Origin of the sequence: Streptomyces lusitanus, from assembly GCF_042647945.1 — a bacterium.
Taxonomy (GTDB): domain Bacteria; phylum Actinomycetota; class Actinomycetes; order Streptomycetales; family Streptomycetaceae; genus Streptomyces; species Streptomyces pseudogriseolus.
Genome location: NZ_JBHRWL010000007.1, coordinates 649,179 through 674,077, shown reverse-complemented (window position 1 = coordinate 674,077; position 24,899 = coordinate 649,179). Strand labels below are relative to the sequence as shown.

24 protein-coding genes are annotated in these 24,899 nt (G+C 73.5%); 14 read left to right on the top strand and 10 right to left on the bottom strand.

The genetic code is table 11. The features are described 5' to 3' along the window. The first annotated feature begins 23 nt into the window (after positions 1-23). Together ACFOSY_RS14920 and ACFOSY_RS14915 are read left to right on the top strand one after the other, a co-directional pair. On the top strand, positions 24-3,323 hold the full coding sequence (locus tag ACFOSY_RS14920; protein ID WP_394307278.1) for a GH92 family glycosyl hydrolase: 3,300 nt from the start codon (positions 24-26) through the stop codon (positions 3,321-3,323). Positions 3,324-3,496: 173 nt separating this feature from the next. Beyond that, positions 3,497-4,303: a DUF427 domain-containing protein gene (locus tag ACFOSY_RS14915; RefSeq protein ID WP_394307277.1), complete on the top strand. Its 807-nt coding sequence runs from the start codon at positions 3,497-3,499 to the stop codon at positions 4,301-4,303. A 75-nt stretch (positions 4,304-4,378) separates the two neighbouring features. On the opposite strand, the gene ACFOSY_RS14910 is transcribed toward ACFOSY_RS14915, so the two are convergent. Next, positions 4,379-6,307: a glycoside hydrolase family 5 protein gene (locus ACFOSY_RS14910; RefSeq protein ID WP_394307276.1), complete on the bottom strand. Its 1,929-nt coding sequence runs from the start codon at positions 6,305-6,307 to the stop codon at positions 4,379-4,381. Positions 6,308-6,629: 322 nt separating this feature from the next. On the opposite strand from ACFOSY_RS14910, the gene ACFOSY_RS14905 reads away from it, so the two are divergent. The 4 genes from ACFOSY_RS14905 to ACFOSY_RS14890 all read left to right on the top strand — a co-directional run bounded on the left by ACFOSY_RS14905 (position 6,630) and on the right by ACFOSY_RS14890 (position 9,789). Beyond that, entirely contained in the window at positions 6,630-7,829 is a 1,200-nt protein-coding gene (locus ACFOSY_RS14905; protein ID WP_394307275.1) for a hypothetical protein, read from the top strand. Between the two features lie 12 nt (positions 7,830-7,841). Continuing rightward, complete coding sequence (locus tag ACFOSY_RS14900; RefSeq protein ID WP_394307274.1) at positions 7,842-8,432, top strand: hemerythrin domain-containing protein; 591 nt, start codon at positions 7,842-7,844, stop codon at positions 8,430-8,432. Between the two features lie 86 nt (positions 8,433-8,518). Then, a complete protein-coding gene (locus ACFOSY_RS14895) occupies positions 8,519-9,010 on the top strand; it encodes a DUF2243 domain-containing protein (protein ID WP_394307273.1) in 492 nt (163 codons plus the stop codon). Beyond that, positions 9,007-9,789 carry a cytochrome c oxidase assembly protein gene (locus ACFOSY_RS14890; RefSeq protein WP_394307272.1) on the top strand — a complete coding sequence of 261 codons (783 nt, stop codon included), beginning with the start codon at positions 9,007-9,009 and terminating at the stop codon, positions 9,787-9,789. Before ACFOSY_RS14895 ends, ACFOSY_RS14890 begins: the two co-directional genes overlap by 4 nt. An 8-nt stretch (positions 9,790-9,797) precedes the next feature. Here the strand turns inward: ACFOSY_RS14890 and ACFOSY_RS14885 are convergent, their stop codons facing one another. Next, positions 9,798-11,039 carry a PP2C family protein-serine/threonine phosphatase gene (locus ACFOSY_RS14885; protein ID WP_394307271.1) on the bottom strand — a complete coding sequence of 414 codons (1,242 nt, stop codon included), beginning with the start codon at positions 11,037-11,039 and terminating at the stop codon, positions 9,798-9,800. A 179-nt stretch (positions 11,040-11,218) separates the two neighbouring features. On the opposite strand from ACFOSY_RS14885, the gene ACFOSY_RS14880 reads away from it, so the two are divergent. After that, positions 11,219-11,845, top strand: a complete 627-nt coding sequence (locus ACFOSY_RS14880; RefSeq protein WP_394307270.1) for a dihydrofolate reductase family protein — start codon at positions 11,219-11,221, stop codon at positions 11,843-11,845. A 19-nt stretch (positions 11,846-11,864) separates the two neighbouring features. Here ACFOSY_RS14880 and ACFOSY_RS14875 read toward each other — a convergent pair whose 3' ends face one another. Further along, on the bottom strand, positions 11,865-12,107 hold the full coding sequence (locus tag ACFOSY_RS14875; protein ID WP_394307269.1) for a DUF6411 family protein: 243 nt from the start codon (positions 12,105-12,107) through the stop codon (positions 11,865-11,867). Positions 12,108-12,333: 226 nt separating this feature from the next. Here ACFOSY_RS14875 and ACFOSY_RS14870 point away from each other — a divergent pair, with 226 nt between their 5' ends. Together ACFOSY_RS14870 and ACFOSY_RS14865 are read left to right on the top strand one after the other, a co-directional pair. Then, positions 12,334-13,464, top strand: a complete 1,131-nt coding sequence (locus ACFOSY_RS14870) for a hypothetical protein (protein WP_394307268.1) — start codon at positions 12,334-12,336, stop codon at positions 13,462-13,464. 41 nt (positions 13,465-13,505) lie between these two features. Continuing rightward, positions 13,506-14,006 carry a molybdenum cofactor biosysynthesis protein gene (locus tag ACFOSY_RS14865; protein ID WP_394307267.1) on the top strand — a complete coding sequence of 167 codons (501 nt, stop codon included), beginning with the start codon at positions 13,506-13,508 and terminating at the stop codon, positions 14,004-14,006. Here the strand turns inward: ACFOSY_RS14865 and ACFOSY_RS14860 are convergent. From ACFOSY_RS14860 to ACFOSY_RS14850, 3 genes are all read right to left on the bottom strand, one after another. Next, positions 13,999-14,529, bottom strand: coding sequence for a hypothetical protein (locus ACFOSY_RS14860; protein WP_394307266.1), 531 nt, complete (start codon positions 14,527-14,529; stop codon positions 13,999-14,001). The two genes, ACFOSY_RS14865 and ACFOSY_RS14860, sit on opposite strands and share 8 nt — an antisense overlap. 175 nt (positions 14,530-14,704) lie before the next feature. After that, positions 14,705-16,120 carry an amino acid permease gene (locus ACFOSY_RS14855; protein ID WP_394307265.1) on the bottom strand — a complete coding sequence of 472 codons (1,416 nt, stop codon included), beginning with the start codon at positions 16,118-16,120 and terminating at the stop codon, positions 14,705-14,707. Positions 16,121-16,490: 370 nt separating this feature from the next. Further along, entirely contained in the window at positions 16,491-16,670 is a 180-nt protein-coding gene (locus tag ACFOSY_RS14850; RefSeq protein WP_394307264.1) for a hypothetical protein, read from the bottom strand. A 190-nt stretch (positions 16,671-16,860) separates the two neighbouring features. Between ACFOSY_RS14850 and ACFOSY_RS14845 the strand changes: the two genes are divergently transcribed. Beyond that, positions 16,861-18,174, top strand: a complete 1,314-nt coding sequence (locus ACFOSY_RS14845; protein ID WP_394307263.1) for a DUF2254 domain-containing protein — start codon at positions 16,861-16,863, stop codon at positions 18,172-18,174. 25 nt (positions 18,175-18,199) lie between these two features. Here ACFOSY_RS14845 and ACFOSY_RS14840 read toward each other — a convergent pair whose 3' ends face one another. The 3 genes from ACFOSY_RS14840 to ACFOSY_RS14830 form a co-directional block, all read right to left on the bottom strand. Beyond that, on the bottom strand, positions 18,200-19,126 hold the full coding sequence (locus ACFOSY_RS14840) for an NAD(P)H-binding protein (protein WP_394307262.1): 927 nt from the start codon (positions 19,124-19,126) through the stop codon (positions 18,200-18,202). 225 nt (positions 19,127-19,351) lie between these two features. Next, positions 19,352-19,933, bottom strand: coding sequence for a CGNR zinc finger domain-containing protein (locus tag ACFOSY_RS14835; protein ID WP_394307261.1), 582 nt, complete (start codon positions 19,931-19,933; stop codon positions 19,352-19,354). A gap of 124 nt (positions 19,934-20,057) precedes the next feature. Continuing rightward, positions 20,058-21,083, bottom strand: coding sequence for an alpha/beta fold hydrolase (locus ACFOSY_RS14830; protein ID WP_394307260.1), 1,026 nt, complete (start codon positions 21,081-21,083; stop codon positions 20,058-20,060). A gap of 206 nt (positions 21,084-21,289) precedes the next feature. Between ACFOSY_RS14830 and ACFOSY_RS14825 the strand changes: the two genes are divergently transcribed. The 4 genes from ACFOSY_RS14825 to ACFOSY_RS14810 all read left to right on the top strand — a co-directional run bounded on the left by ACFOSY_RS14825 (position 21,290) and on the right by ACFOSY_RS14810 (position 24,447). Next, on the top strand, positions 21,290-21,697 hold the full coding sequence (locus tag ACFOSY_RS14825; protein ID WP_394307259.1) for a YciI family protein: 408 nt from the start codon (positions 21,290-21,292) through the stop codon (positions 21,695-21,697). 26 nt (positions 21,698-21,723) lie between these two features. Next, the gene (locus ACFOSY_RS14820) at positions 21,724-22,896 is read left to right on the top strand and encodes an RNA polymerase sigma factor (RefSeq protein WP_394307364.1); all 1,173 of its coding nucleotides are present in this window, start codon (positions 21,724-21,726) and stop codon (positions 22,894-22,896) included. 94 nt (positions 22,897-22,990) lie between these two features. Next, a complete protein-coding gene (locus ACFOSY_RS14815) occupies positions 22,991-23,908 on the top strand; it encodes an NADP-dependent oxidoreductase (protein WP_394307258.1) in 918 nt (305 codons plus the stop codon). Positions 23,909-23,970: 62 nt separating this feature from the next. Then, positions 23,971-24,447 carry a VOC family protein gene (locus ACFOSY_RS14810; protein ID WP_369161124.1) on the top strand — a complete coding sequence of 159 codons (477 nt, stop codon included), beginning with the start codon at positions 23,971-23,973 and terminating at the stop codon, positions 24,445-24,447. Positions 24,448-24,602: 155 nt separating this feature from the next. On the opposite strand, the gene ACFOSY_RS14805 is transcribed toward ACFOSY_RS14810, so the two are convergent. Beyond that, entirely contained in the window at positions 24,603-24,878 is a 276-nt protein-coding gene (locus ACFOSY_RS14805) for a DUF6510 family protein (protein WP_394307257.1), read from the bottom strand. Between the last annotated feature and the right edge of the window lie 21 nt (positions 24,879-24,899).

Genomic DNA, 24,899 nt, shown 5'->3' with positions numbered 1-24,899 from the left:
GTGAGCAACAGGAGCCGCTGCCCATGAATTCACCCTTCCACAGATGGCGCCACCGAGCGTCGACCGTCCTCGCCGCACTGGTCGTCACCGGGGCCGGTCTCGCGCCCGTGCCGGCCCTCGCCCAGCCGTCGTCGGCGTCCGCGTCCGCGTCCGACGGGCAACTGACCTCCCTGGTCAACCCGTTCATCGGCACGCAGAACTTCGGCAACACCTTCCCCGGCGCCAGCGCCCCCTTCGGGATGGTGCAGGTCAGCCCGGACACCGGCGGCCAGGGCGGTTACGACTACCAGCAGAACAAGATCCACGGGTTCAGCCAGACCCATCTCTCCGGCGTCGGCTGCTCCGTCATGGGCGAGCTGCCGCTGATGCCCACCACCGGCGCGGTCGACACCGTGGACCCCGACGCGTACCGGTCGACGTACTCGCACGACGACGAGAAGGCCGAACCCGGCTACTACCGCGTCGGGCTGAAGACGTACGACATCGACGCCGAGCTGACGGCCACCGCGCGCACCGGGTGGCAGCGCTACACCTTCCCCGCGACCGACCGCGCCAACGTGCTGTTCAACACGGGCAAGGCCAATCAGCGCGTGTACAGCTCGGAGGTGCACGTCGTCGGTGACCGGACCGTCGAGGGCCGGGTCGAGGCGGGCAACTTCTGCGCCGGCAAGGACCGGCACACGGTGTACTTCACCGCCGCCTTCGACCGTCCCTTCGCCTCGCACGGCACCTGGCGGGGCTCCACGCGGAGTCCGGGCGGGCGGGACGCGGCCGGTGAGGGCGGCAACGGCGCCTGGGTGACGTTCGACGCCGAGGACGACCGTGACGTGGTCGTCAAGGTGGGGCTGTCGTACACGGGCCTCGAGGGCGCCCGGAAGAACCTGGCGGCGGAGACGGCGGACTCGTACGACTTCGACGCCACGCGGGAGGCGTTGCAGGCCACCTGGGAGCGGCAGCTGGCCACGGTGAAGATCGACGGCGGGTCCGCCGAGCGGCGGCGGGCGTTCTACTCGGCGCTGTACCACGCGCAGTTGCACCCGAACCTCGCCGGTGACGTCGACGGCCGGTACTCGGGCTTCGACGGGAAGGTGCACACGGCGGACGGGTTCACGCCGTACCAGAACCTGTCGTTGTGGGACACGCACCGGCCGCAGAACCAGCTGTTGCAGATGCTGGAGCCGAAGGTCGCGCGGGACGTGGCGCTGTCGGTCGTCGCGATCGGGCGGGACGGCGGCTGGCTGCCGCGCTGGTCGCTCGCCAACAGCGAGACCAACATCATGACGGGTGACCCGGTGACCCCGTTCCTGGTCGAGGCGTGGTCCAAGGGGCTGCTCGCCGGTCATGAGCAGGAGGCGTACGCGCTGCTGCGCAAGAACGCCCTGTCGACGCCGCCGGACGACTCGCCCTACAACGGGCGGGCCGGCATCGAGCAGTACCTGGAGCGCGGGTATGTGCCCAGCGGGCTGAAGCTGGGCGAGGACTGCCCGGACAAGGGCGGTGACAACGACTGCGTGCACCCGGCGTCGGCGACCCTGGAGTACGCGGCGGCGGACGCGTCGCTGGCCCTGATGGCGAAGGGGCTGGGCCGCTCGGCGGACGCGCGGATGTTCGCGGAGCGCGGGCAGTGGTACCGGAACCTGTGGGACTCCTCCATCCAGCAGTTCCGTCCCCGCACCACCGAGGGCACCTGGGTGACGCCGTACGACCCGGTCGAGGCGGGGCACCAGTTCCACGAGGGCGGCGCCTACCAGTACCAGTGGCTGGTCCCCCAGGACCCGGCCGGCCTGGTGTCGCTGATGGGCGGCCGGAAGAGGACGGAGCAGCGGCTCGACGCCTTCTTCGCCTACGACAAGCTGCTGAAGGACCCGGCGAGGACGGCCCGTGAGGACTGGATCTCCGCGCCGTACGACTACTACGGCAAGCCGACGTACAACCCGAACAACGAGCCCGATCTGCACGCGCCGTACATGTATCTGTGGGCGGGCGCGCCGGCGAAGACGGCGACCGTGACCCGTGCGGCGATGACCCTGTTCACGGACGGTCCTGACGGGATGACCGGCAACGACGACCTGGGCACCATGTCTGCCTGGTACGTCTTCTCCTCGCTGGGTCTGTACCCGACGACGAACGGCGGTGACTTCCTCGCCGTGTCCTCCCCGCAGTTCCCCTCGGCGCAGATCCGCATCGGCGCCTACGGGAAGCGGCAGGGCGGCACCCTGACCGTGACGGCGCCCGGGGCGAGCGACACCCGGCGGTACGTCCAGCGGGCCACGTTCGGCGGGAAGAACCTGCGCGCCACCTGGCTGGACTGGGACGCGGTCGCCAAGGGCGGCAAGCTCGCCTTCGAGATGGGCGACAAGCCGTCGGCGTGGGGCACCGGCAGGGGCGCCGAGCCGCCGTCCGTGAACCGCGCGGCGGCCGACTCCCGCCGTCACCTCGACGCGTCGCTGCGCACCTCCGCCGACGTGGTGCCGACCTCGGACAGCGCGCAGGACGTGCGGCTGCGGCTGGACGTGCTCGGCCAGGCGCCCGGCGCGCTGCGGGTGAAGGTCGCCGCCGAGGCGCCCCGCGGCTGGACGGTGACGTCGTCCGGTCCGTTCACGCTGGCCTCGCACCGGCTGCCGGTGCAGCGGACCGCGACGGTGGACGTGCGCGTGCCGGCCGGGACCGCGCCGGGCACGTACACCATGCGGATCGCGGCGTCCGCCGGCGGGGTGAAGACGGTGGAGCGGGTCGCCACCGTCGAGGTGCGCGAGGCCGCGCGCTGCGCCGGGGACGGCGGTGACATGTGCGCCGTCGACCTCGGCAAGGAGCTGAACCACGACGGCGCCGCGACCGTCGCGGCGTCCGACGAGGGCGACTTCGACGGCGGCGGCTGGAGCTACGACGGTGACCTGCTGCCCGCGGCGGGTCCGGTCGTGTGGGACGGCGTGACCTACCAGGCGCCCGACCCGTCCGGCACGGCCGCGAACTTCGTCGAGGCGCGCGGCCAGGCCATGCTGCTGCCGGCCGGTTCGTACGGCACGCTGCGGCTGGTCGGCGCGTCCCACCACGGGCCGGTGACGACGGACCTCACCGTCCGTTACACCGACGGCACCACCGCCGAACTCCCGGTCACCGTGGGCGACTGGGCGGGCTCCACGCCCGCGGGCGGCTCCGTGGCGCTGGAGATGCCGCACCGGATCAAGCGGGGACAGGGTGTGGACGGGCCGCCGGTGCGTCTGTTCGCCGCGTCCGTGGCGCTCGACGCGTCGAAGACGGTGCGCTCACTCGGGCTGCGGAACGACCCGCGGGTGCAGATCTACGCCCTGACGCTCGGGTAACGCCCTCACGCTCGGGTACCCCCCCACCCGAGGCCGGGCGTCCGTGTCACCGTGACACGGACGCCCGGCTTGTCACGTCCCGCCCCGTGTACGCGGTAGCGTGCGGCACGAACCGAGGCGTCGTGACCTGCGGGCCCCGAGCCGCGCGGGCCAGTGAATCGAGGTGGCCGCCGATGGGCGTCGAGAGCGTCCTGCATCCGGGCCTGATCGTCCCCGTGGGGCACGTCGAGCCCGTGCCGCGCCGGCTGCGCGGGTTCGTGGACGGGCACGTCGTGTTCGACACCCGCCGCGCCCTGTACGTGTGGGAGTGGCCGGCCTATCCGCAGTACTGCGTGCCCCGCGACGACCTGGTCGAGGCGTCGCTGATCGACGACGACCGGACGGAGCGGCTCGGCGCGGGCCCCGCGCGCCGCCACTCGCTGCGGGTCCGCGACGGGGTGCGGGAGGGCGCGGCCTGGGTGTGGCAGGACGGCGCGCCGGAAGCCGTGCGGGGCACGGTCCGGTTCCGCTGGGACGCGCTCGACGAGTGGCTGGAGGAGGACGAGCCGGTCCACGTCCATCCGCGCAGCCCGTACGCCCGGGTGGACGCGCTGCGGTCCTCCAGCCGGGTGCGCGTGGAGATCGACGGGGTGGTCCTCGCCGACGCGCCGCACTGCGTGAAGCTGTTCGAGACGGGCCTGCCGACCCGCTACTACCTCGACCGCGCCCACATCAACTGGCCACTGCTGCGCCGCACGGACCATGTCACCCAGTGCCCGTACAAGGGGACGACGACCGGCTACTGGTCCTTCGACGGCGGGACCGGCCCGCACGAGAACATCCTCTGGACGTACGGCTTCCCGACCGTCCAGGTCTCCCGCATCGCGGGCCTCGCGGCGTTCTACAACGAGTACGTCGACCTGTACGTGGACGGCACCCTCCTCCCCCGCCCGACCGGCACGCCGGGGGTGCCGGCGCGGCCGGGCGGCGGGCGCACCTGAGACGGCGGCCCGCCGCCGACGCATCCCGCTCAGCACTGGCTGATCCTGGCAGAGGCGCGAGCGGCACGGGCCGCCTCAGCCCAGCGGGCGGCAGTACAAGGCGTCCGGAGTGCGGGCGGAGCCGATGCGGCCGGTCCAGGCGATGCCCGCCGCGTACTCGTCGTCGGCGCACTGGCCCTTGTAGTGGCCCCGTGCGAAGTCGCCGCCCTTGGGTGCCGTGCCCCGGTTGTCGCCGCGGTCGAACCAGACGGTGCGGCCGCCCGCGGCGGTGAGTGTGCCGGGCGCGGCCTTCCGGCACAGGGCGGCCGAGACGGCGGCGCCGCGCACGCTGTATCCGGCGAGGAAGTGGCCGTCGGCGCACTGCAGTTTGGTGTAGCCGGAGGCCCAGTCCCGGCCGGGTGCGACGTGCCGCTCGTCCTTGACGACCTCGTGTCCGCCGCCCGGGTCGTCCAGGGCGCCGGCGCCGGCGTCGGTGCACAGGCCGCGGTTGCCGGTGTGGCTCAGTCCGGCCAGCCGCAGTCCGTCGGGGCAGGCCGCCTTGCGCGCGCCCGGGTCCCAGTCGGGCAGCGCGCGCATCCGGCGTGAGGCCACGAAGTCGCCGTGGTCGGGGCTGAGCATCGCCCACTCCGTGACCGGCGGGACGTGGCCGGTGCGGCCGGGGGTCTCGACGAGGCGTCGCCAGGCGTCCGACCGCCAGTCGTCGCCGTCGTGGACGGCCGTGCGCCGGCCGGCCGCGTCCCAGTGGAGCAGGGCCCAGCCGTTGCCGCGGCGGTTCTCGTGCCACCCGACGAGGGGCCAGTACGCGAAGTCGGCGTCGGTGCGGATCAGATGGTCGACGAAGCGCTCGAACCATGCGCGCGGGGCCGTGCCGGTCTCCTCGCGTCCGCCGACGCCGAACTCGGAGACCCACACCGGGGCGGTGTAGTGCCGGTCCGTGTCACCGGTGACGAAGAACGCCTGGCGGTTCAGCACGTCGACGAGTTCGGCGGGGGTGAGGTCCTGGTAGCGCGGGTCGCTGGTCTCGCCGATGCCGGTCGCGCCGGAGTGGCGGGGGCCGGTGTACCCGTAGAAGTGGGCGGAGTAGACGAGTTTGCCGGAGTCGACGAGGGTGTGCGACAGGTCGCGTACGGGTTCGAGGGTGGGGCGTCCGTGCGGGAAGCCGTCGACCGGCAGGCCGGTCCAGTTGATGCCCTCGACGATGATCAGCAGGTTCGGGTTGGCCTCGGTGAGGATGCGGTCGCCCGCCCTCTGGCTCGCGGCGAACCAGTCGTGCCCGTCGCCGAGGCCCCAGTTGGGGTCGTCCCAGACGCTGCGGCGGACCTCGTTGTAGAGGTCGGCGCCCACCACGCGCGGGTTGTCGCGGTAGCGGCCGGCCATGAACAGCCAGTCGTTCTCCCAGGTGTCGGCGGACTGGCTCGCGTTCCAGCGTTCGTTGCCGTCGACGCCGCAGCACCAACGGGTGGTGTTGGTGTGGTTGTTGAGGATCACGGCGAGACCGGCGTCGGTGAGGGCGCGCACCACGGCGTCGTACACCTGGAGCGGCGTCTTGCCCTCCAGTCCGGGGTTGGCGGTGACATCGCCGGCGGTGACCGGGCGGGTGTCGCGGATCATCTCGTTGGAGAAGGGCAGCCGGACGCTGTTGATGCCGATCTCCTGGAAGCTCGCGACGATCTCGGTCATCGGGGCGCGGTCGAGGCCGAGCGGGATGCGGTGGGAGTTCTCCCCCGCGTGGTGACTGGCGTCGTCGTCCGCGCTGCCGCTGCCGTTCCATGTGCCGCTGGCGCCGTGCCAGTTGCCGGAGCGCAGCTTGAAGCGGTCGCCGTTCGCGTCGACGATCCAGCGTCCGCGTGTGCTGAGCGGCGGGGTCCAGTCGGCGGGCGCGGCAGCGGGGTCCGCGGCCGGCACGGTCGTGCGGTCCGCCGTACGGGCCGCCGCCGGGGCGGGCGCCGACAGGACGAGCAGAAGAAGCGCGGACGCGATCTTCGGTACCCAGGAACCTCGCACGGCCGGTGCTCCCCTCGACAAGGTCGCTTCCGCTTCATGATGCGGCCATGACACACTTATGGTCCATACCTGGAATCCGCCGTGCTCCCCCGCGCCGGCACGTCACCGTCCCTGACCCCGCCGGGACGTCGCCGGCATTGTCCACACCGCACTCGCTTCGGCCATCCGCGTGCGGCATCCGGGGCGCGTCCGCGCCCGACGGGCGTGTGGCGTGGCGGGCCCGTCCACGCCCGCCCAGCATGAGGAGGTGCCCTGCCGGACCCCGGGGCGCCCCACCGGTGCGGGGGCGCCCGGGGTCCGGCCCTCGACGAGGAGCGTGCCCATGACCTTCAACCCCCTGGAACAGCGCGGCATCCCGCTGGACCGCCAGCTGCGCAACTGGCGCGAGCTCAACGTTGACCCCATCGACCCGGACCGCTGCGACCCGTACACCCGCTGCCGGATCATCACCATGAACGGGATCGAGGTGGAGGCGATCCTGTTCAGCCACCAACTCGCCCGCAACACCGTCGACCCGGACATCAAGCGCCGGCTGGCCACCACCCGGTACATCGAGGCGCAGCAGCAGAAGGTGGTCAACTGGCTGCTGCCCGGCCTGTCCTCGGTGCTGGAGACGACCATCGCGTACGAGCAGGTGGCCGTGGACCTGACCGCGTGGGTGGCGCGGATGGAGCCGGACCCGTATCTGCAGCAGGCCTACCAGTTCGGCGTGCTGGAGGACTTCGACCACCTCTACCGGTACGCCAACCTGTACGAGATGATCGAGCACCGCAAGGCCGAGTCGATCGTCGACAACCTCACCGAGGTCATGCCGGGCCGGCCCACGCGGTACCACCACCGCGACCCCGTCGACAACGTCCGCGATCCGTACGCGAAGGACGAGACCGACCCGCTGTCGAAGCTGCACGCGTTGACGATCATGTCGACGGAGCAGCAGACCATGAACTTCTACATGAACACGGGCCCCACCTACATGGAGCCCATCGCCCGCCAGCTCTACCAGGAGATCGGGCTGATCGAGGAGGAGCACGTCACCCACTACGAGTCCCTGGTGGACCCGGGTGAGACATGGTGGGAGCAGCTGGTCAACCACGAGTACAACGAGTGCTATCTGTACTACTCGTTCATGGAGCAGGAGAGCGACCCGAAGGTCAAGGCCATCTGGGAGCTGCACCTGAACATGGAGCTGGAGCATTTGCACACGGCGTGCGACCTGATGCGCCGGCTCGACGGCCGCGAGCCGGCCGAGGTGCTCGCCCCCGCGCTGCCCGACGTGGTGACCTTCGAGCCGAACAAGGCCTATGTGCGGGAGCTGCTCGACACGCAGATGGACCTGACGACGCTCGGGGCAGGCTATGTGCGGGAGGCGCACGAGCGGTTCGAGAAGATGCAGGAGCGGATCCACGGCGGCGAGAACCCGCCGAGCGACCGGGTGATGCACCAGCACGACGACGTGTTCGGCCGTGAGTACCGCGTGCAGACCGAGGGCGAGCACCCCGACTCCGCGCAGCGCGAGAAGTAGGGAGGGGAGCGCATGTCCGAGTTGCAGACTCCGCAGGCCGGGGACGACCGTGCCCCGGACGACGACGTGGTCGCCCTGCTGATGCGCCAGCACGGCGACATCCGCAACCTGTTCGACGAGGTCGAGGCCACCGAGGGCGAGGAACGCCGGGACGCGTTCCGGCGGCTGGTGCGGCTGCTGGCGGTGCACGAGACCGCCGAGGAGGAGGTCGTCCACCCGTTCGTGCGGCGCTCGGTCGCGGGCGGACAGGACATCGTCGAGGACCGGCTCGAGGAGGAGCGGGAGGCCAAGGAGATGCTGGCCGGCCTGGACGAGCTGGACCCCGACGACCCCGACTTCCTGCCGCGGCTGATCACGTTGCGGCGCAACGTGCAGATGCACGCCCGGGCGGAGGAGCGCTACGAGTTCATCCACATCCGGCGCAGTACCGACGTCACCGACCTCGCCGCGATGGCCAAGGCGATCAAGGCCGCCGAGGCGATGGCGCCGACCCGGCCCCACCCGGGTGTGGAGTCCGGTGCGAAGAACGTGGCCCTCGGTCCGGTGGCGGCCCTCATGGACCGCACCAAGGACACCGTGCGCAAGGCGATGGGCGGGGGCTGAACTCCTCGTGGTCGCACCGGGGTGGGAGGCGCGGCCCGGGGTAGGCGGCGGGCGGCAGCCGATCGTTCGGAAGGACGGACCGCACCGTGAGCACCTCTGACCCCCGGGCCGGCACGGTCACCGCAGGGCGCCCCGAGCCCCGACGGTCGCTGCTGGTCTGCGCGGTCGTCGGGGCCGCCGTCATGGCGGCCGTGGACGAGATCGTGTTCCACCAGCTGCTGCACTGGCACCACTTCTACGACCGCTCCACACCGGGCGTGGCCCTGCTGTCGGACGGACTGCTGCACACGGCCGAACTCCTGGCGCTGGTCGCCGGGTTCTTCCTGTTCGCGGACCTGCGACGGCGGCGGGCGCTCGCCCCGGGGCACGCGTGGAGCGGCGTCTTCCTGGGCGCGGGCGCCTTCCAGGTGTTCGACGGGATCGTGGACCACAAGGTGCTGCGCGTGCACCAGGTCCGCTACGGCGTCGACGTCACCCCGTACGACTGGGCGTGGAATGCGGCGGGGGTGCTGCTGTTGCTGATCGGGGGCGTGCTGTGGGTGCGCGCCCGGAGGGCCGGAGGGCGGCGGACGTCGTGACCGCGGGTCCGGTGGCCGCGCCCCTGGCGCTCGCCTGTGTGCTCGCCGCCGTGGGGTACGCGGCGGGCGCCGCCCGGCTGCGACGGCGGGGCGACGCCTGGCCGTGGCGGCGGGACTGTGCCGTCGTGGCGGGATCTGCGGCCTTGGTATGGGGGTTGGCCGGGCCGGTGCCGGGCGGGCCGTTCACCGCGCACGCCGGCCGTCATCTGCTGGTGGCGATGGCGGGTCCCGCGCTGCTCGCGGCCGGCCGGCCGCTCACTCTCGTCCTGCGGCTGCTGCCGCCGGGCGGGCCGCGCCGGGAGCTGCTGCGGGTGGCGCACTCCCCCGCCGCCGGGTGGCTGCTGTTCCCTCCGGTCGCCGCGGCCGTCGACCTGGGCGGGCTGTGGCTGCTGTACCGCACGGGCCTGTGGGCGGCCGCCCACCGGGACCCGCTGCTGGGCGGCCTGCTGGAGCTGCACATGCTGCTGGCGGGACTGGTCTTCGCGATGGCCGTGTGCCGTCTCGATCCGGTGCGCGGCCGGTGCAGTCTGCCGCTGCGGGCGGTGACGCTGCTGGCGGCCGGGGCCGCGCACGCCGTCCTCGCCAAGAGCCTGTATGTCGCGGGGCCACCGGGGACCGCGTTCGCGGGGGCCGATCTGCGGGCCGGGGCGCAGCTCATGTACTACGGCGGGGACGCCGTGGAGGTGTTCCTGGCGCTGGTGCTAGCCGTGCAGTGGTACGCGGCGGCCGGACGGCGCCGGGTGCGGCGCGCGGCGTCCGTTCCCGTGGGCGCGCGCTGACCGGCGTTTCAGAGGCGTACGACGATCAGCGCGATGTCGTCGCGGCCGCCGTCGGCGACGCCCAGGCGGGTGAGCAGGGTGTCGGCGAGGGGCTCGGGGTCGAGGCCGGCGTGGCGGGCGAGCGTGTCGGTGAGGCGCAGCAGGCCCGCGTCGATGTCCTCGCCGCGGCGTTCGATCAGGCCGTCGGTGTAGAGCACCAGGGTGTCGCCGGGAGCGTAGGAGACGGTGGCCTGCGGGCGGGGGGTCTGTTCGGTGAGGACGCCCAGCGGCGGGTCGGTCGCCTGGTCGAGCAGCACCACGGTGCCGTCCCGGCGTCCCAGCACCGGCGGGGGGTGTCCGGCGCAGGTGTAGGTGATGCTGCGGCCGCGGGTGTCGACGACGGCCTTGGCCGCGGTGGTCGCCAGCGCGCCCTCGAAGGTCCTGGCGTACCGGCTGAGGAGGTCCATCGCCGCGCCGGGTTCGTGGATGGCGCGCACGGCGGCGGACAGGGCGCTGCGCAGCATGCCCATGACGGCGGCGGCTTCGAGGCCGTGCCCGACGACGTCGCCGACGGCGACGGTGAAGCTGTCGTCGGCCAGGTCCACCACGTCGTACCAGTCGCCGCACACGTTGAGGGAGCGGGTGGCCGGCATGTAGCGGACGGCGATGCCGCGGTGCGCGGCCAGGTCGGGGGCGTGCAGCATGACGTCCTGAAGGGCGAGCGCGGTGCGGCGTTCCCAGTCGTGGGCGGCGCGGAGCTTGTCGTTGGTCTCCTGGAGCTGCCGCGCCTTCGCGTAGAGCTCGGCCTCCGTGACGGCCCGGGTCCGCACGCGGCGGGCCGGCGTGTCGTGCACGGGGCGGGACAGCAGGAACTCGGTCATGTCCTCGACGCGGTGGACGATCCACAAGATGTCGCCGTCGGGTCCGAGGACGGGCGTGTTGACCGGCGACCACCAGCGTTCCTCGAAGGCCCCCGGGCGGCCGGGCACCGCGAGGTCGTACCGCTGCACGGCGAGGGTGTCGGGTTCCTTGGAGCGCAGGACGCGCCGGAGGGAGGCGGCGAGATCACGGATGCCGTCCGCCGCCGGGTCCTCGGGGTTGTCCGGGTAGACGTCGAAGAGGTAGCGGCCGATCAGCTCCTGCCTGGTACGGCCGCTCACGCTCAGGTACATCTGGTTGACGTCGACGACCACGAGGTCGGCGTCCAGCACCAGGTACGGGCTGGGCAGGACCGAGAAAAGGGCCTGGTGGTCGACCCGCGGTGGGCTCATGTGCGGTCTCCCGTCCGGCGCCGGCACGTCACCGTCAGTATGCGCCGCGCAGCCCCGGACCGGCGGATCATCCGGTGCCGGAGAGGGACGGGTGGCACCGATGAGTTCCGTCCGCCGGCGGGGTCCCATCCCAAGGAGGCGGCGCACCGGACGCCGTCCCGGGGACCGGGAGAGACACCATGAAGCTGACCACCGTCACCAACGTCTCCGTCGACGGCGTCATGCAGGGGCTGGGCCTGGCGGACGAGGACCGCCGGGGCGGTTTCGAGCGTGGCGGCTGGGCCCTGCCGCTGGTCGACGAGGAGACCATGGAACACCTCGGCGAGGTCTACGGGCGCGCCGACGCGTTCCTGTTCGGGCGCGTCACCTACGAGATCTTCGCGGCCTCGTGGGGCGCCATGGCCGACCCGGAGGACAACCCGGTCGGGGCGGCGCTGCACGCGCGGCCGAAGTACGTCGTGTCGAAGACGCTCACCGACCCGGGCTGGGCGGGTACGACCGTGCTGTCCGGCGACCCGGTCGCCGCGGTGCGGGAGCTCAAGGGGCGGACGCCGGGTGAGGTCCAGGTGCACGGCAGCGGGCAGCTGGTGCGGTGCCTGGCCGCCGAGGGCATCGTCGACGAGATGATCCTGCTGACCTATCCGGTGATCGTGGGCCAGGGCACGCGGCTGTTCCCGGCGGACGGCCCGGACGGCGCGCTCGCACTGGTGGACTCACGGGTCACGCCGGGCGGGGTGACGTTCCAGGTGTACCGGCCCGCCGGCCGGCCGCGGTACGCCACGGAGGTACCGGACCGGCCGTCGTGACCCCGCCTGCCGCGCCGTGTCAGAACGGCATCTTGCCGCGCGCGCGGCGGCCGGCGGAGCCGCTGCGGCCGACGGCGCGGGAGCTGGAGCTGAAGGGCTTGCTCAGGAGCCGGCCGAGCGGCCCCGGAGCCTTGGAACCGGCGCGGGAGCCGAGACCCAGGGTGCGTTGCGTCCCGTTCTGCGGGTGCCGCGACAGGCGTGGCACGAAGAAGGCGAGCACGGCGATGACCACGCAGACGACGACGATGCCGACGACCATCATGAAGTCCTCCAGGACGTTGCGGTGAGGCGGTGAGCCGCGGACCGGGCGGTCCGTGCGACCACTCGTTCCCGCTCCCGGCACGAACACGCTTCCGGATTCGTGTCCGCCGCCCGGCCCTCGCCGCAGGTGTCACAGCGGCACCGTGACCCCCATGTGATCACCGGCGCGTAAAGTCCTGCCGGTCGCGGACAGTTGGTGACGCGGGCGGCGAGGACGGGGGCGGGACGTGGAGTACCGGTATGCGGCGATACCGGCCGTGGCGGGCGGGCTGATGCTGACGCTGCTGCTGTGGTGGGCGGGGGCGAGCGCCGACGCGCTGGACCTGGACGGCGCCACCGGCGCCCTGGGCATCGAGACGGCCAACGCGCTGCGGTCCTGGCTCTTCCCCTGGGCGTACGACCCGCAGGCCGGCGCCTCCGTGGCGGTGACGGCCGACGGCGCCAGTTATCTCGCGCTGCACGACACGGCGATGCAGATCCGGTTCGTCGCCGTGTTCCTGTTCTACGCGGCCGGGGCCGTGCTGCTGGTCCGGCGGCTGCCGGCGGAGCGCGGCCGGGTCTGGCAGGCGCTCCTCGCCCTGTGGGCGTGGGGCGTGGTCGCGGGCACCCTCGCGGTGACCGTGTCGGCTCCGTGGCTGATCGCCTCCGGCGGGCGCGGGAGTTACCGGTTCCTGCCGCAGTTCGCCGCGCTCTCCTCGACGGGGCGCACGGTGCTGGTTCCGCTGGCGCTCGCCGCGGCGGCGTGGACGGTGTTCGTGACCCGGCTGGCCTCGAAGAACGCCGAGCCGCAGCCGCGCGGGGAGGTGCCGGCGCGGGCCGCCGTCGTCGCGGCGAGCGCCGGCACCGCGGTGGTCGCGGTGTCCGTGGTGGTGCTGTCGTACCAGGCGAACGCGGCGCGGATCCAGACGATGTTCACGGGCGGCGGGTTCCTGAGCGAGCCCGGTGACCTGCTGCGGCAGTGGCTGCTGTTCGGCGCCTGGAACGGTCCGTCGGGGGTCGGGCTGTGGGACTGGCTGCTGGTGCGGTTCGGGGATGTGCTGCTGCTGGCGGTGGTGTGGTGCGCGCTGCGGTGGCTGCCGGGGACGCTGACCCGGGCCTCGGTCCCGGCGATGGCGGCGGGCACGGTGTGCGCCGTCGTCCTGGGGCTGCTGGTGCGGCACCTGTGGCTCGTGGCCACGGGCGGCCGGACGCCGGCCTGGCATCTGCTCCAGGCGGCGTCCGGCCTCGGTCAGGGGACGAGCGCGGCAGTGCTCTGGGGCACGCTCGCGGGTGTCGCGGCCACGGTGGTGCTGCGGGTCGCGGGGCGGCGTACGGGAGCGCCGTCGGCAGCGTCGGCCGGCGCGACGGCCGACGGGTAGGGTCGGGGCCGGTGTGTCCGCCGGAGCCGACGAGGAAGCGCATGATCGACGTCGAGGTGGTGCAGCTTCTGGTGTCGCCCGCGCACCGGCTGGCGGGGCGGCCCTCTCAGGGGCCCGCGCCCGGTCAGGGCGACGAGCGCGTCCCGCGCGCCGAGGTGCGGGCGCGCCTGGGGCTGGTGGGCGACCGCTACTTCGCGCAGGCCGCGCACCGCGACGCCTCCGTGACGATGATGTCCGTGGAGAACCTGCCCACGGACATCGATCCCGCCGTCGGCCTCAGGCAGACCCGGCGCAACGTGCTGCTGCGGGGTGTCGACGTCGACGCGCTGGTGGGTGCGACGGTGCGTCTGGACTGCGGGGAGGGGCCGGTGCGGTTCTCGCTGAACCGTCCGGCGCGGCCCTGCGCGTGGATGAACGTCACCGTCGGCCCGGGCGCGCAGAAGGCGCTCAGGAACAAGGGCGGGGTGCGGTGCACGCCGCTCGACGACGGCGTTCTGCTGGTCGGGCCGGCTCGGTTCGAGGTGGTGTCGGGGCCTACTTGATCACGGCGTTGGCACCGATGATCACCAGGCCGATCAGCATGTCCCCCGCCCCGGCCCGCAGCGACGCCGGCCAGGTCCGCCCGGCGCGGCGCGCGGTCCACACACCCCACCCGGCGAGGATCAGGGTGTTGACCACCAGCGCGACCTCGACGGCGGCGGCCTCCGTCCACCAGCCAGGGACCGCGAACAGCAGCAGGACGACCGTGGGGACCGCCGCGGCGACGACCGGCCACTCCGCGATCATGGCGCGCAGGCCGACCATCAGTCCGCCGCGCTCGGCGGACATGCGGTGGGAGAGGACGTGCGCGTAGCCGTGCGCGGCCGCGGCGGCGAGGGCGGTGAGCAGCACCCACAGGGCGTCCGACCCGGGGCTGGTCTGCTCGTCCGGGGAGTCGAGGGCGGCCGCCAGGGCGCTGGCCAGGACCAGCCCGTAGACGCCGCTGATCAGGCGGGGTTCCGGGAGGCGCCGTTCGACGGTGCGTGGGGCGTCCGGCTGGGGCGACGGGTGGGCGGGTTCGTGCATCGCGGGCGGCCTCGGGCGGGGAGGGGCGGGAACGGGGCGGCACGGCAGCCCGTGAGGCGGCCGGGGGGACCGGCCGCCTCACGTGCGCCGTGTTCTGGATCAACTGCCGGGCCGCCCGGAGGCAACGCCCTGCGCCGGAAGCTGCCCCATTTGCCCGAGCCCGCTCCGGGAATCGTCAGCGCCTGCCGGTCGCCGTCCGCTGCTTGCGGGCCGCCATGACCGCGTAGACCAGCACGCCGCCGAAGAGGAACAGCACGCCCTGGTAGACGGCCTGGTATCCGGCGCCGGCGACCAGCCACAGCGAGAACGCGGCGGCGACCGAGGCGACGACCAGGTCGCGCGCCAGGCGCCCGCGGTCGACGCGGTCCCGCCGACCGGAGACGAGGTGGAAGAGCTGCGCGGCCGTGGCGAGCAGGTACGGCACGGTCGCGGTGAAGGTGGTGACCAGCACCAGCGTCTCGAACACCCGGGCCGTGCCGAAGGCGTAGTTGTACACGGTGAGCAGCGAGGCGAGGAGCACGGTGACGCCGACGCCCACCGTCGGGACGCCGCGCCGCTTGCGGGCCAGGGGCGCGGGGAACAGCCCGTCCTTGGCGGCGGCGTAGGACGTCTGGGCGCTGAGGAGCGTCCAGCCGTTGAGGCAGCCGGTCATCGACACGAGCGCGGCGACCGCCACGGCCCAGCCGCCCCATGCCCCGCCGAACATGCCGTTGACGGCGTCGGAGAAGGGCGCGCCGGACTCGACGAGCCGGTCGTGGGCGACGGTGCCGAAGACGGCGAGGGTGCCCAGCAGGTAGACGACCGCCGCCCCGGCGGTGCCGATGACGGTGGCGCGGCCCACGGTGCGGCGGGCGTCGCGCACCTCGCCGGCGCTGACGGCGGCGGACTCCACACCGAGGTAGGAGAAGAGCAGGATGGCGGCCGCGGCGGAGACGGCGCCCATCGCGCTCTCGCCGCTCGCCTGGAAGGGGCCGAGGTTGCCGGCGTCGAAGAAGAACAGCCCGCCGACGGCGACGAGCACCAGCGGCACCAGCTTGAGCACCGTGGACACCACCTGGACGGCGCCGACGTAGCGGGTCCCTGCGTAGTTGGCGAGGGCGGGCAGCCACTGGATGACGAGGGCCGCGAGGCAGGCGGTCCAGCGGTGCTCGCCGACGGGGATCAGCACGTCGAGGTAGCCGACGGCGGCCACGGCGAGCGCCGCGTTCGACACCCAGGTGGTGATCCAGTACGCCCAGGCGGCGAGGAACCCGGCGAAGTCGCCGAAGGCCTCACGGGCGTACACGTACGGGCCGCCGGTGCGGGGGTCGCGTTCGGCGAGGCGGCCGAAGACCAGGGCCAGGGCGACGGCGCCGACGGTCAGCACGCCGAAGGCGAGGAGGCTGATGGTGCCGTAGGGGGCGATGGAGGCCGGGAGCAGGAAGATGCCGCCGCCGATGATGTTGCCCATGACCAGCGCGGTGGCGACGGGAAGCCCGAAGCGCCGGGTGCGCCGTCCTCCGCCGTCGGGGGTGTCGCCGGGGTGGGCGGGGCCGCCGTGGATGTCCTGCGGGGCCGGAGCCGGTGGGGGGACGGTTCCGGTGACGTGCATGGGGTGGTGCGCCTCTCGTCGAACTGGTGCCCGGGATCGCCGGGCCGGAGCAATGGTCGGACATCACGTCCGATCCCGCCAAATCGGTCGTAATCGTCCTGCGAGAAGGCGTTCGGCTCCGGAAAAGGTGCACCGTAAAGGCTTCGGGACGGGCGATCGTCCGGCGCGGCGGGCCGGACGACCGGGCGTCTCCGTGGGGCGCCGGCACCTGGCCGTGAGGTCAGAAGACGCCCAGGAAGCAGCTGACCGCGACCGATACGGCGGCCGCGAGCGAGGTCAGGCGGAGGGTGGTTCTGCTGAGGAACATGTGGGCCTTTCCTGAGGGTGTCGGCGCGCCGCTCGCAGCGCGCCGGGCGGCCCGGGCGAGGGCTCAGATGCCGCCCATGCGGATGAGCCACCAGTCCGGGGTGACGGTGGCGTCCGCCGAGGCGTGGGGCGCGGCGGGCCGCTCCTCCACGGTGTCCTCGAGCCGGATCCGCCCGGGCAGTTCCGAGAAGCGCGACCTGCGCCGCGCCTCCGCCGGATTCCCGGGTCCGCGTACCTGGTCCATGCGCCTGCTCCTTGTCCGAGGGCTGCCGTGTGACCGGTCAGGTGGGCGACGAGTATGCGCACGCGCCGCGTCACCCGTCAAACAGGTGACGCGTACGGCGTCGGGCCCGATGGTCGCCTCCTGCGCCGGCCGTGTCCCGGCGGTAGCGTGAGGTGCGACCGCCCGTTCCCGGGCACTGCGGAGGCCGACCATGCCCACCTGGTCCTTCCGGTTCCAGCTGGGGCAGTACGTCAGGACGAGCCTGTGGATCCTGCCGGTGCTCGGACTGGCCCTGGGGGCTCTGCTGGGCGAGGCGGCACTGGCCCTGGACGACATGGTGGGCATCCCCACCGGCTGGCGGTACACGGCCGCCACGGCGACGGGCGTGCTGACCGCCATCGTCGGCGCCATGGTCGCCCTGCTGGGATTCGTCGTCACCATCGGGGTGCTGGTCGTCCAGCAGGCCACCGGCACGCTGTCCCCGCGCTACATGCGCCTGTGGTACCGGAACCGGCTTCAGAAGGCCGTGCTGTCCCTCTTCGCCGGCTCCTTCGCCTTCGCCTTCACGCTGCTGCGCCGGATCGGGCCGGGCACGGTGCCCGATCTCGGCGTCACCCTGGCCGGCCTGGCCGTCGCGGTCAGTCTGGTGATGCTGCTGGTGTACCTCAACCGGTTCGTCCACGACCTGCGCCCCGTGGCCGTCGCCGACCGGGTCCGCCGCACCGGCCTGCGTGTGCTGGGCACCTCGGTGCAGGCGCAGGGGCGGTGCACCCTGCTCGCCGAGGAGGCGCACGCGGGCCGTGGCACGCCGGCCGAGGTGGTGCGGTCCGCCGGCGGCGGGGCCGTCCAGGGAATGGACGTGGCCGGGCTGGTGAGGACCGCCGCGCGCCACGACTGCGTGCTGGTGGTGGCGCACCGCGTGGGCGACTTCGTCCCTCCGGGAGGCGTGCTGCTCGAGGTCCACGGGGAGCCCCGTACCCCTCCTGAGCCGCGCCGGCTGGCCGGGCTGGTGGCGCTGGGAGCCGAGCGGACCGTCGAGCAGGATCCCGCCTTCGTGCTGCGGGTGCTGGCCGACATCGCCGCCCGGGCGCTGTCCTCGGCGGTCAACGACCCGACCACCGCCGTGCAGGTCCTCAATCACATCGACGCGTTCCTGCACGCGGTGGGCCGGTCCGAGCTGCGGGGCCGGCATGTGCTCGGCGACGCCGACGGCGTGCCGCGTGTCGTCGTACCGGGGCGGAGCTGGGAGGAGTACCTCGAACTCGGCGTGACGGAGGTCCGCGAGTACGGCACCGGGTCGCTCCAGGTGTGCCGGCGTCTGCGGGCCCTGCTGGACGGCCTCCTGGAGGGTGTGCCGCCCGAGCGGTGTCCCGCGGTGCGCCGCCAGCTCGCGCTGCTCGACAACGCCGTGGAGCGGGAGTTCCCCGACGCCGCCCGCCGCTCCCTGGCCCGCACCGGGGACCGCCAGGGCATCGGAGGCGGGAGCCCCTCCCCCGACGCCCTCCCGCGTCACCGTCCCCGGTGAACCGGCCGGGGGCCGGGGGAGGCAGTCAGCCGACGGGGTTCGCCGGCTCGGGGTCGAGGAACTGGTCGCGGCGGGCGGCGACGAAGTCCTCGACGGTCTGGGCCGGTACGCCCGTCACCCGCGCGACGTCGTCGGTGGCCCGGTCGTAGCGGTTCTGCTGGTGCAGCCGGCACATGGTGACGATGTGGTCCTCGACGTGCGGGGGCAGCCCCGCGGGGGAGAGGACCTCGTCCCGCCACCGCTCCAGGGGGACGTCCGCGTAGACGACGGACCGGCCGAGCGCCCGGGAGTACTCCCCGGCCATCTCCGTCATGTCCATCGCCCGCGGGCCGGTCAGCTCGTAGACGTGGTCCAGGTGACTGTGCCGGTCGGCCAGCAGCGCGGCCACGACCCGGGCGACGTCGGCGACCGCGACGGGGGACGTGCGGCCGCTGCCGAAGGGCAGGGCCAGCGTGCCGTCCTCCTTGATCGAACGGGCGGCGAGGTCCGTGAAAAGCGGGTTGTCGAGGAACGAGGTGGGCCGGACGTGCACGACTGGCAGGCCCGACCAGTCGAGCACCTGCTCGGCCAGCCAGTGCAGGCGCTGCTGGTGCGACTCGTCGGTGCTGGTGGCCGTCATCTGCGACACCGTCATCTGGGACAGGCCGACGAGGACGTCGAGGTCGCCGTACTCCCGGGCCACGCTCGCCACGACGGTGGCGGCCAGCAGGTGATCACGGGACACCGGCATGGCGAAGTACATGCGGTCGATGTCCCACAGGCCGGCGGCGACGGTCTCGGGCCGGGTGAGGTCGCCGAGGACCACCTCCGCGCCGAGCCGGCGCAGCGCCGCCGCCCGTTCGTCGTCGCGGCGGACCAGGACGCGTACCGGTACGTCGTCCGCGCGCAGGCGTTCGATCACCGCGCGGCCCACACCGCCGGCTCCGGTGACGAGGACGGACTGAGAAGGCATGGCCGGCCTCCCTCCGGCCCGGCCGGCCCCGCCGCGCGCCCGTCGGCATCCGTCCGGTGCCGGAAACCGCCCGGCGCACGGCGCGGTTCCGGCGGGCCCGGTCTCGAGGATGTGACCAGCTTCGCACGGGCGGCCCGGCGCTTCGCGCCGAGCGACGGCGGGTCGGCCGATGCGTGAGTCAACTACCGTGGTGGGGCGGCGAATCGAGGTTGTACGGCTACCGCACTACGCCGGTGGCCGGCCGGGCCGCCCGGCCGTGAGCAGTCCGTTCGCCCTTTTGCGGGCTCGGTAGGCGGCGGCCTTGATCTTGTTGCCGCAGGGGTCCATGGCGCACCACTCGCGGCGCGCGCCGCGGGAGCGGTCGATGAAGATCTGCGAGCACTCGGGGTTGCCGCACTCCTTGAGCAGCGGCACGTCGGGACCGCTCAGCGTCAGGACGGCGTCACGGGCGACGTGGGCGAGCGCTTGCTCGACGGTGGCGTCCACCTGCCGTCCGGCGGGGGTGAGCTGGGGCACCGGGGTGGGCTTGCGCGCGTACCGGTTCACCAGGTCCAGCGCGTCCCGGTCGTGGTCCTCGCCCGCCATGGCGGCCCGGACCAGCCGGTGGACCGCCTCCCGGAGGGCCAGCGCCTTGCGCAGGTCGGCGGGTCCGGCGGGCACGTCGTCCACGGTGATGCCCGCCTCACGGAACCACGCCCCGAGGCTCACCGGGGAGTCGAGGTCCTCCCGGGGTTCGGCGCGGTGCCGGAAGCGCAGCGTGCCCGGGAAGTCGAGTGCCGGGGTGCCGCCGGGGAACGCGTGCCTCATGTCACCAGCCTGGCCGGTGACGGGGCGGAGCGCAAGGACGTCGCCGCTCCCGGCAGCGCGGAGCCGCGCGGACCGGTGCCGCGACGGCCGGTCCGCGCGGCTGCCTGCCGGACGGTGCGGGCGCCTATGTCTCGGCCGGCAGCGGCGACGCGTCGGCGCGGCCGGTGCGCAGGAAGTCGGTCAGAGTCGCGAGCAGCGCGTCGGGGGCCTGCTCGGCGAGCCAGTGGCCGGCGTCGGGAATCACCGTGCCCCGCACGTTCGTGGCGACGCCCTTGAGCGAGTCGGCCACGGCCGGACCCCAGCTGTCCGCGCCGCCGATGCCGAGCACCGGCATGGTCAGCTTCGCCCTTGCGCGCTTCTCGTTCTGCGCGAGCGTCTCGTCCCAGGCCCGGTAGAAGCCGAAGCTCCCCGTCAGGCTCTCCGGGTTCGACAGGAGGCGGACGTAGTAGTCCATGGCCTCCTCGGGCACGCCACCGCCCTGCACGGCGAACTCGTAGCCGTAGAAGACGTCCTCGTTGCCCGTGACGAGCTGCTCGACGAGCGGGTCGTCGACCCGGTTGAACGGGATGTGCCACAGCCGGTTGTTGAGCGGCTCGGGGACGAACAGCGGGGGCGAGGGGACGACGCCCGGGGGTCCGGGCACCTCGGCGAGGGCGACCCGCTCGACCCGCTCGGGGAAGTCGGCGGCCAGCGCGTAAGCGATGATCATGCCGGTGTCGTGGCCGACCAGGGAGAACCGCTCATGACCGAGCGCGGCCAGGTCCAGCACTCCGAGGGACGTGGCCACGAGGGCGATGCCGACCAGCAGCGGGCTCTCGACCAGCCCGGCGAGGTCGAGCGACCAGCCGACGGCGGCGGCGAGGGCGAGCGTGCCGGCAAGGCCCAGGGCGACGAGCCGTGCGGCCGGCCCCTGCCACCGTTTGAGGTCGATCTCCAGACCGGCGAGGAACAGCAGGAAACCCAGCCCGATGACGGACAGCGCCTCGACCGTCCCGTCCGGCCGCACCCAGTCCAGGACCGCCGGCCCGAGGACGACGCCGGCCACGATCTCCAGGACCGGGCCGGGCAGTCGTACGCGGGGCGCCAGGGCGAGCAGGAACGGGACGGCCGCGGCCACCGCGAGCACGATGACCAGGTTGTCGTACGACATGGTGGCTCCCGTGGCCCGGCGGCCTCGGACCCCTCCACCGTGCACACGCGGCACGGCGCCGCGCATCCCGTCGGGGCGTCTACGACATCCCGTCCGGACCCCCGCGGAAAAAATCCTCAGCGGTGATGTCGAGAACCCGCGTCCGGCTCCGTCCCCGCTGTGAACGCGACGACAATGGGTCGCACCAGCACGAGGAGAGAACCGTCATGGCCAAGTACCTGCTGCTGAAGCACTACCGCGGCGCCCCGGCATCGGTGAACGACGTCCCCATGGACCAGTGGACCCCTCAGGAGATCTCGGACCATGTGCGGTACATGAACGACTTCGCCGCCCGGCTGGAGAAGACCGGCGAGTTCGTCGACGGCCAGGCGCTGGCGCCCGAAGGGTCGTGGGTGCGGTACGACGGCGAGGGGCGCCCGCCGGTGACCGACGGGCCGTTCGCCGAGACCAAGGACCTGATCGCCGGCTGGATGGTGATCGACGTCGACAGCCACGAGCGCGCCGTCGAACTGGCCGGGGAGCTGTCGGCCGCGCCCGGCGCGGGCGGCAGGCCGATCCACGAGTGGCTCGAGGTGCGGCCCTTCCTCACCGCGCACCCCACCGTCACCGAGTGACCTCGCCGAGGGACGAGGCGCTGACGATGGACGAGGCGCTGCTGAGGGCGCTCACACCGCGTGTCCTCGGGATCCTCGTCCGCCGCGGAGCCGGCTTCGCGGCGGCCGAGGACGCGGTGCAGGACGCGCTGGTGGAGGCGGTGCGCGTCTGGCCGGACGACCCGCCGCGCGATCCGCAGGGCTGGCTGGTCACCGTGGCCTGGCGCCGGTTCCTCGACGCGACGCGCGCGGACACCGCGCGTCGCAGGCGTGAGGACCGGGCCGAGGAGGAGCCGCCGCCCGGGCCCGCGCCGTCGGTGGACGACACGCTCCAGCTGTACTTCCTGTGCGCCCACCCGTCGCTGACGCCGGCGTCCGCGGTCGCGCTCACCCTGCGGGCCGTCGGCGGCCTGACCACCCGTCAGATCGCGCAGGCGTACGTGGTGCCGGAGGCGACCATGGCGCAGCGCATCAGCCGCGCGAAGCGCACCGTCTCCGGTGTGCGGTTCGACCGGCCCGGGGACGTGTCCACGGTGCTGCGGGTGCTGTACCTGGTGTTCAACGAGGGCTACTCGGGCGATGTGGACCTGGCGGCCGAGGCGATCCGGCTCACCCGGCAGCTCGCGGCCGTGATCGACCACCCGGAGGTGGCGGGGCTGCTCTCGCTCATGCTGCTCCACCACGCGCGGCGAGCGGCCCGTACGGCGCCCGACGGGAGTCTGGTGCCGCTCGCCGAGCAGGACCGGAGCCGGTGGGACACGGGCCTGATCGCCGAGGGCGTCGGCATCCTCCAGGCGGCCCTGTCCCGTGACCGGCTGGGCGAGTTCCAGGCGCAGGCCGCCGTCGCGGCGCTGCACGCGGACGCGCCGAGCGCCGAGGAGACGGACTGGACGCAGATCGTCGAGTGGTACGACGAACTGGTCCGGCTGACCGACAGCCCGGTGGTGCGGCTCAATCGCGCGGTGGCCGTCGGCGAGGCGGACGGGCCGCGGGCGGGGCTGGCGGAGCTCGCGGCACTGGACGGCTCGCTGCCCCGGTACGCGGCGGTCGCGGCGTACCTCCACGAGCGCGACGGCGACCCGGAGACCGCGGCGGCGCTGTACGCCGAGGCCGCGCTCAAGGCGTCCAACCTCGCCGAACGCGACCATCTGACGCGCCAGGCGGCCCGGTTGAACACGCGTGGCCGCCGGCGGGCGGGCGTCGAGGGCGGCGGCGCGTGAGGCCGCGTGCGTGACGGGACCGCCCCGTTCGCCCCGGGGGCGTCATGGGGTCATGCTGGAGGGAGGTCTTCCCCACAGGACACAGGGAGCCTCGATGAGAGCGGTACGAGCTCACGACCGTGACGCGCCCGTGGACAGTCTGGTCGTGGAGGAGGCCCCGTACCCGTACGCGGGCGAGGGCGACGTCGTCGTGAAGGTCCGGGCGGCCTGCTTCACGCCCGGTGAACTGACCTGGCCCGCCTCGTGGGTCGACCGGGCCGGCCGGCCGCGGTCCCCCGTCGTACCGGGCCACGAGGTGTCGGGGGAGGTCGCGGAGGTGGCGCTCGGCACCACCGGACTGTCCGTCGGACAGCGGGTGATCGGCCTCACCGACTGGAATCGCGACGGCACCCTCGCCGAGTACGTGGCGGTGGAGGCGCGCAATCTGACGCCGCTGCCCGCGGACGTCGACCCGGTGCGGGCGGCGGCCCTGCCGATGCCGGGACTCACCGCCTGGCAGGGGCTGTTCGTGCACGGCCGGCTCCGGACCGGGCAGAGCGTACTCGTGCACGGAGCGGGAGGGGGGGTGGGAATGGCAGCCACGCAGCTCGCCCGTGACGCCGGAGCGCGAGTCCTCGGTTCGGGCCGCTCGAAGAGCAGGGACCTGGTGCTGGAACTGGGCGCGGAGGAGTTCGTCGACCTGGAACAGCCGGCGTGGGAGGAAGCCGTGGGGCTCGTCGACCTCGTGTTCGACGCCGTCGGAGGGACGGTGCTCGACCGCTCGGCCGCCGTCCTCAGACCGGGAGGCGCCCTCATCAGCATCTCCCGCCCGCCGACCGTGCGGCCCGAGGACGGCCGGGCGATGTACTTCATCGTCGAGCCCGACCGCGGTCACCTCGCGCAGGTCGTCGACCGTCACCGGCAGGGCCGGCTGCGGCCCCTGGTGGGCAGCGTCCGTCCGCTCGCCGAGGCACCGGACGCGCTGCGCACCAAGTCGGGAACGGCCGGGAAGACCGTCGTCGCCGTCGCGTGACGCAGGGGCGTCGCGCCCGTCGGGGGCGGGGGGTTCCGCCACGACGGAAAGCAGTCACCCTCATGGATCTCAAGCTCGAACTCATCGTGCTGCCCGTGTCGGACGTCGACCGGGCCAAGGCCTTCTACGAGGCCATGGGCTTCCGGCTCGACCTGGACAAGGCGGCCAGCGAGGAGTGGAGGGCCGTGCACTTCACCCCGCCCGGTTCGGAATGCTCCGTCATCTTCGGCAAGGGGCTCACGTCCGTGCCGCCGGGCTCCGCGCAGGGCATGTACCTCGTCGTCGACGACATCGAGAAGAGCCGCGCGGAACTCGTCGACCGGGGCATCGAGGTGAGCGAGGTCTTCCACGACGCGAACGCCGTCTTCTACCACGGCCACGGCGGCGGGGACTTCACCCACGACCCCGCCCAGGGCCAGGGCCGGCTGCCGGGTCTCCACCCGGACCGGATGTCCTACGGCTCCTTCGCCACCTTCAGCGACCCGGACGGCAACGGCTGGGTGCTTCAGGAGGTGCGGCAGCGGCTCCCTGGCCGCTGACGGGCCGAGACGCCGAGCGGCGTCGACACCGGGCCGCGTCAACTCCGGGCGGCCGCCGTCCCGTTCACCGGGGCGGCGGCCGTCACCCCTAGGTGCTCAGCCGGCGGCTCGTGCTCACCCCGCGGCGCGGCTTCACCCCGCGGCGCGGCTCGTGCTCACCCCGCGGCCGCCGGGAGCCGCAGGTAGTCCAGGCCGCTCGCGTCCAGCCAGAGGTGGCCGGGGGAGCGGACCATGCGCAGCAGCACGTCCTCGCAGCCGGGGCAGCGCAGCACCGTCCCGGGGCCGCCGAGGTAGGCGTGCGCCTCGGCCAGCCGCATCCGCCGGCCGCAGCTCTGGCACTGTCCGGAGGCCATGGTCATGTCGGCGCCGAACAGCGACTCGAGGTCGCCGGCGGCGGCGTTGCCGTCGAGGAAGCCGGGTTCGGTGGTCATGGGGCGGTGTCCCTTCCGTCG

Bases quoted from the DNA above. Each gene is read 5' to 3' on its own strand.
- ACFOSY_RS14920 (WP_394307278.1), top strand. From the start codon at position 24: ATGAATTCACCCTTCCACAGATGGCGCCACCGAGCGTCGACCGTCCTC.
- ACFOSY_RS14915 (WP_394307277.1), top strand. From the start codon at position 3,497: ATGGGCGTCGAGAGCGTCCTGCATCCGGGCCTGATCGTCCCCGTGGGG.
- ACFOSY_RS14905 (WP_394307275.1), top strand. From the start codon at position 6,630: ATGACCTTCAACCCCCTGGAACAGCGCGGCATCCCGCTGGACCGCCAG.
- ACFOSY_RS14900 (WP_394307274.1), top strand. From the start codon at position 7,842: ATGTCCGAGTTGCAGACTCCGCAGGCCGGGGACGACCGTGCCCCGGAC.
- ACFOSY_RS14885 (WP_394307271.1), bottom strand. From the start codon at position 11,039: ATGAGCCCACCGCGGGTCGACCACCAGGCCCTTTTCTCGGTCCTGCCC.
- ACFOSY_RS14880 (WP_394307270.1), top strand. From the start codon at position 11,219: ATGAAGCTGACCACCGTCACCAACGTCTCCGTCGACGGCGTCATGCAG.
- ACFOSY_RS14875 (WP_394307269.1), bottom strand. From the start codon at position 12,107: ATGATGGTCGTCGGCATCGTCGTCGTCTGCGTGGTCATCGCCGTGCTC.
- ACFOSY_RS14865 (WP_394307267.1), top strand. From the start codon at position 13,506: ATGATCGACGTCGAGGTGGTGCAGCTTCTGGTGTCGCCCGCGCACCGG.
- ACFOSY_RS14860 (WP_394307266.1), bottom strand. From the start codon at position 14,529: ATGCACGAACCCGCCCACCCGTCGCCCCAGCCGGACGCCCCACGCACC.
- ACFOSY_RS14855 (WP_394307265.1), bottom strand. From the start codon at position 16,120: ATGCACGTCACCGGAACCGTCCCCCCACCGGCTCCGGCCCCGCAGGAC.
- ACFOSY_RS14850 (WP_394307264.1), bottom strand. From the start codon at position 16,670: ATGGACCAGGTACGCGGACCCGGGAATCCGGCGGAGGCGCGGCGCAGG.
- ACFOSY_RS14845 (WP_394307263.1), top strand. From the start codon at position 16,861: ATGCCCACCTGGTCCTTCCGGTTCCAGCTGGGGCAGTACGTCAGGACG.
- ACFOSY_RS14840 (WP_394307262.1), bottom strand. From the start codon at position 19,126: ATGCCTTCTCAGTCCGTCCTCGTCACCGGAGCCGGCGGTGTGGGCCGC.
- ACFOSY_RS14835 (WP_394307261.1), bottom strand. From the start codon at position 19,933: ATGAGGCACGCGTTCCCCGGCGGCACCCCGGCACTCGACTTCCCGGGC.
- ACFOSY_RS14830 (WP_394307260.1), bottom strand. From the start codon at position 21,083: ATGTCGTACGACAACCTGGTCATCGTGCTCGCGGTGGCCGCGGCCGTC.
- ACFOSY_RS14825 (WP_394307259.1), top strand. From the start codon at position 21,290: ATGGCCAAGTACCTGCTGCTGAAGCACTACCGCGGCGCCCCGGCATCG.
- ACFOSY_RS14820 (WP_394307364.1), top strand. From the start codon at position 21,724: ATGGACGAGGCGCTGCTGAGGGCGCTCACACCGCGTGTCCTCGGGATC.
- ACFOSY_RS14815 (WP_394307258.1), top strand. From the start codon at position 22,991: ATGAGAGCGGTACGAGCTCACGACCGTGACGCGCCCGTGGACAGTCTG.
- ACFOSY_RS14810 (WP_369161124.1), top strand. From the start codon at position 23,971: ATGGATCTCAAGCTCGAACTCATCGTGCTGCCCGTGTCGGACGTCGAC.
- ACFOSY_RS14805 (WP_394307257.1), bottom strand. From the start codon at position 24,878: ATGACCACCGAACCCGGCTTCCTCGACGGCAACGCCGCCGCCGGCGAC.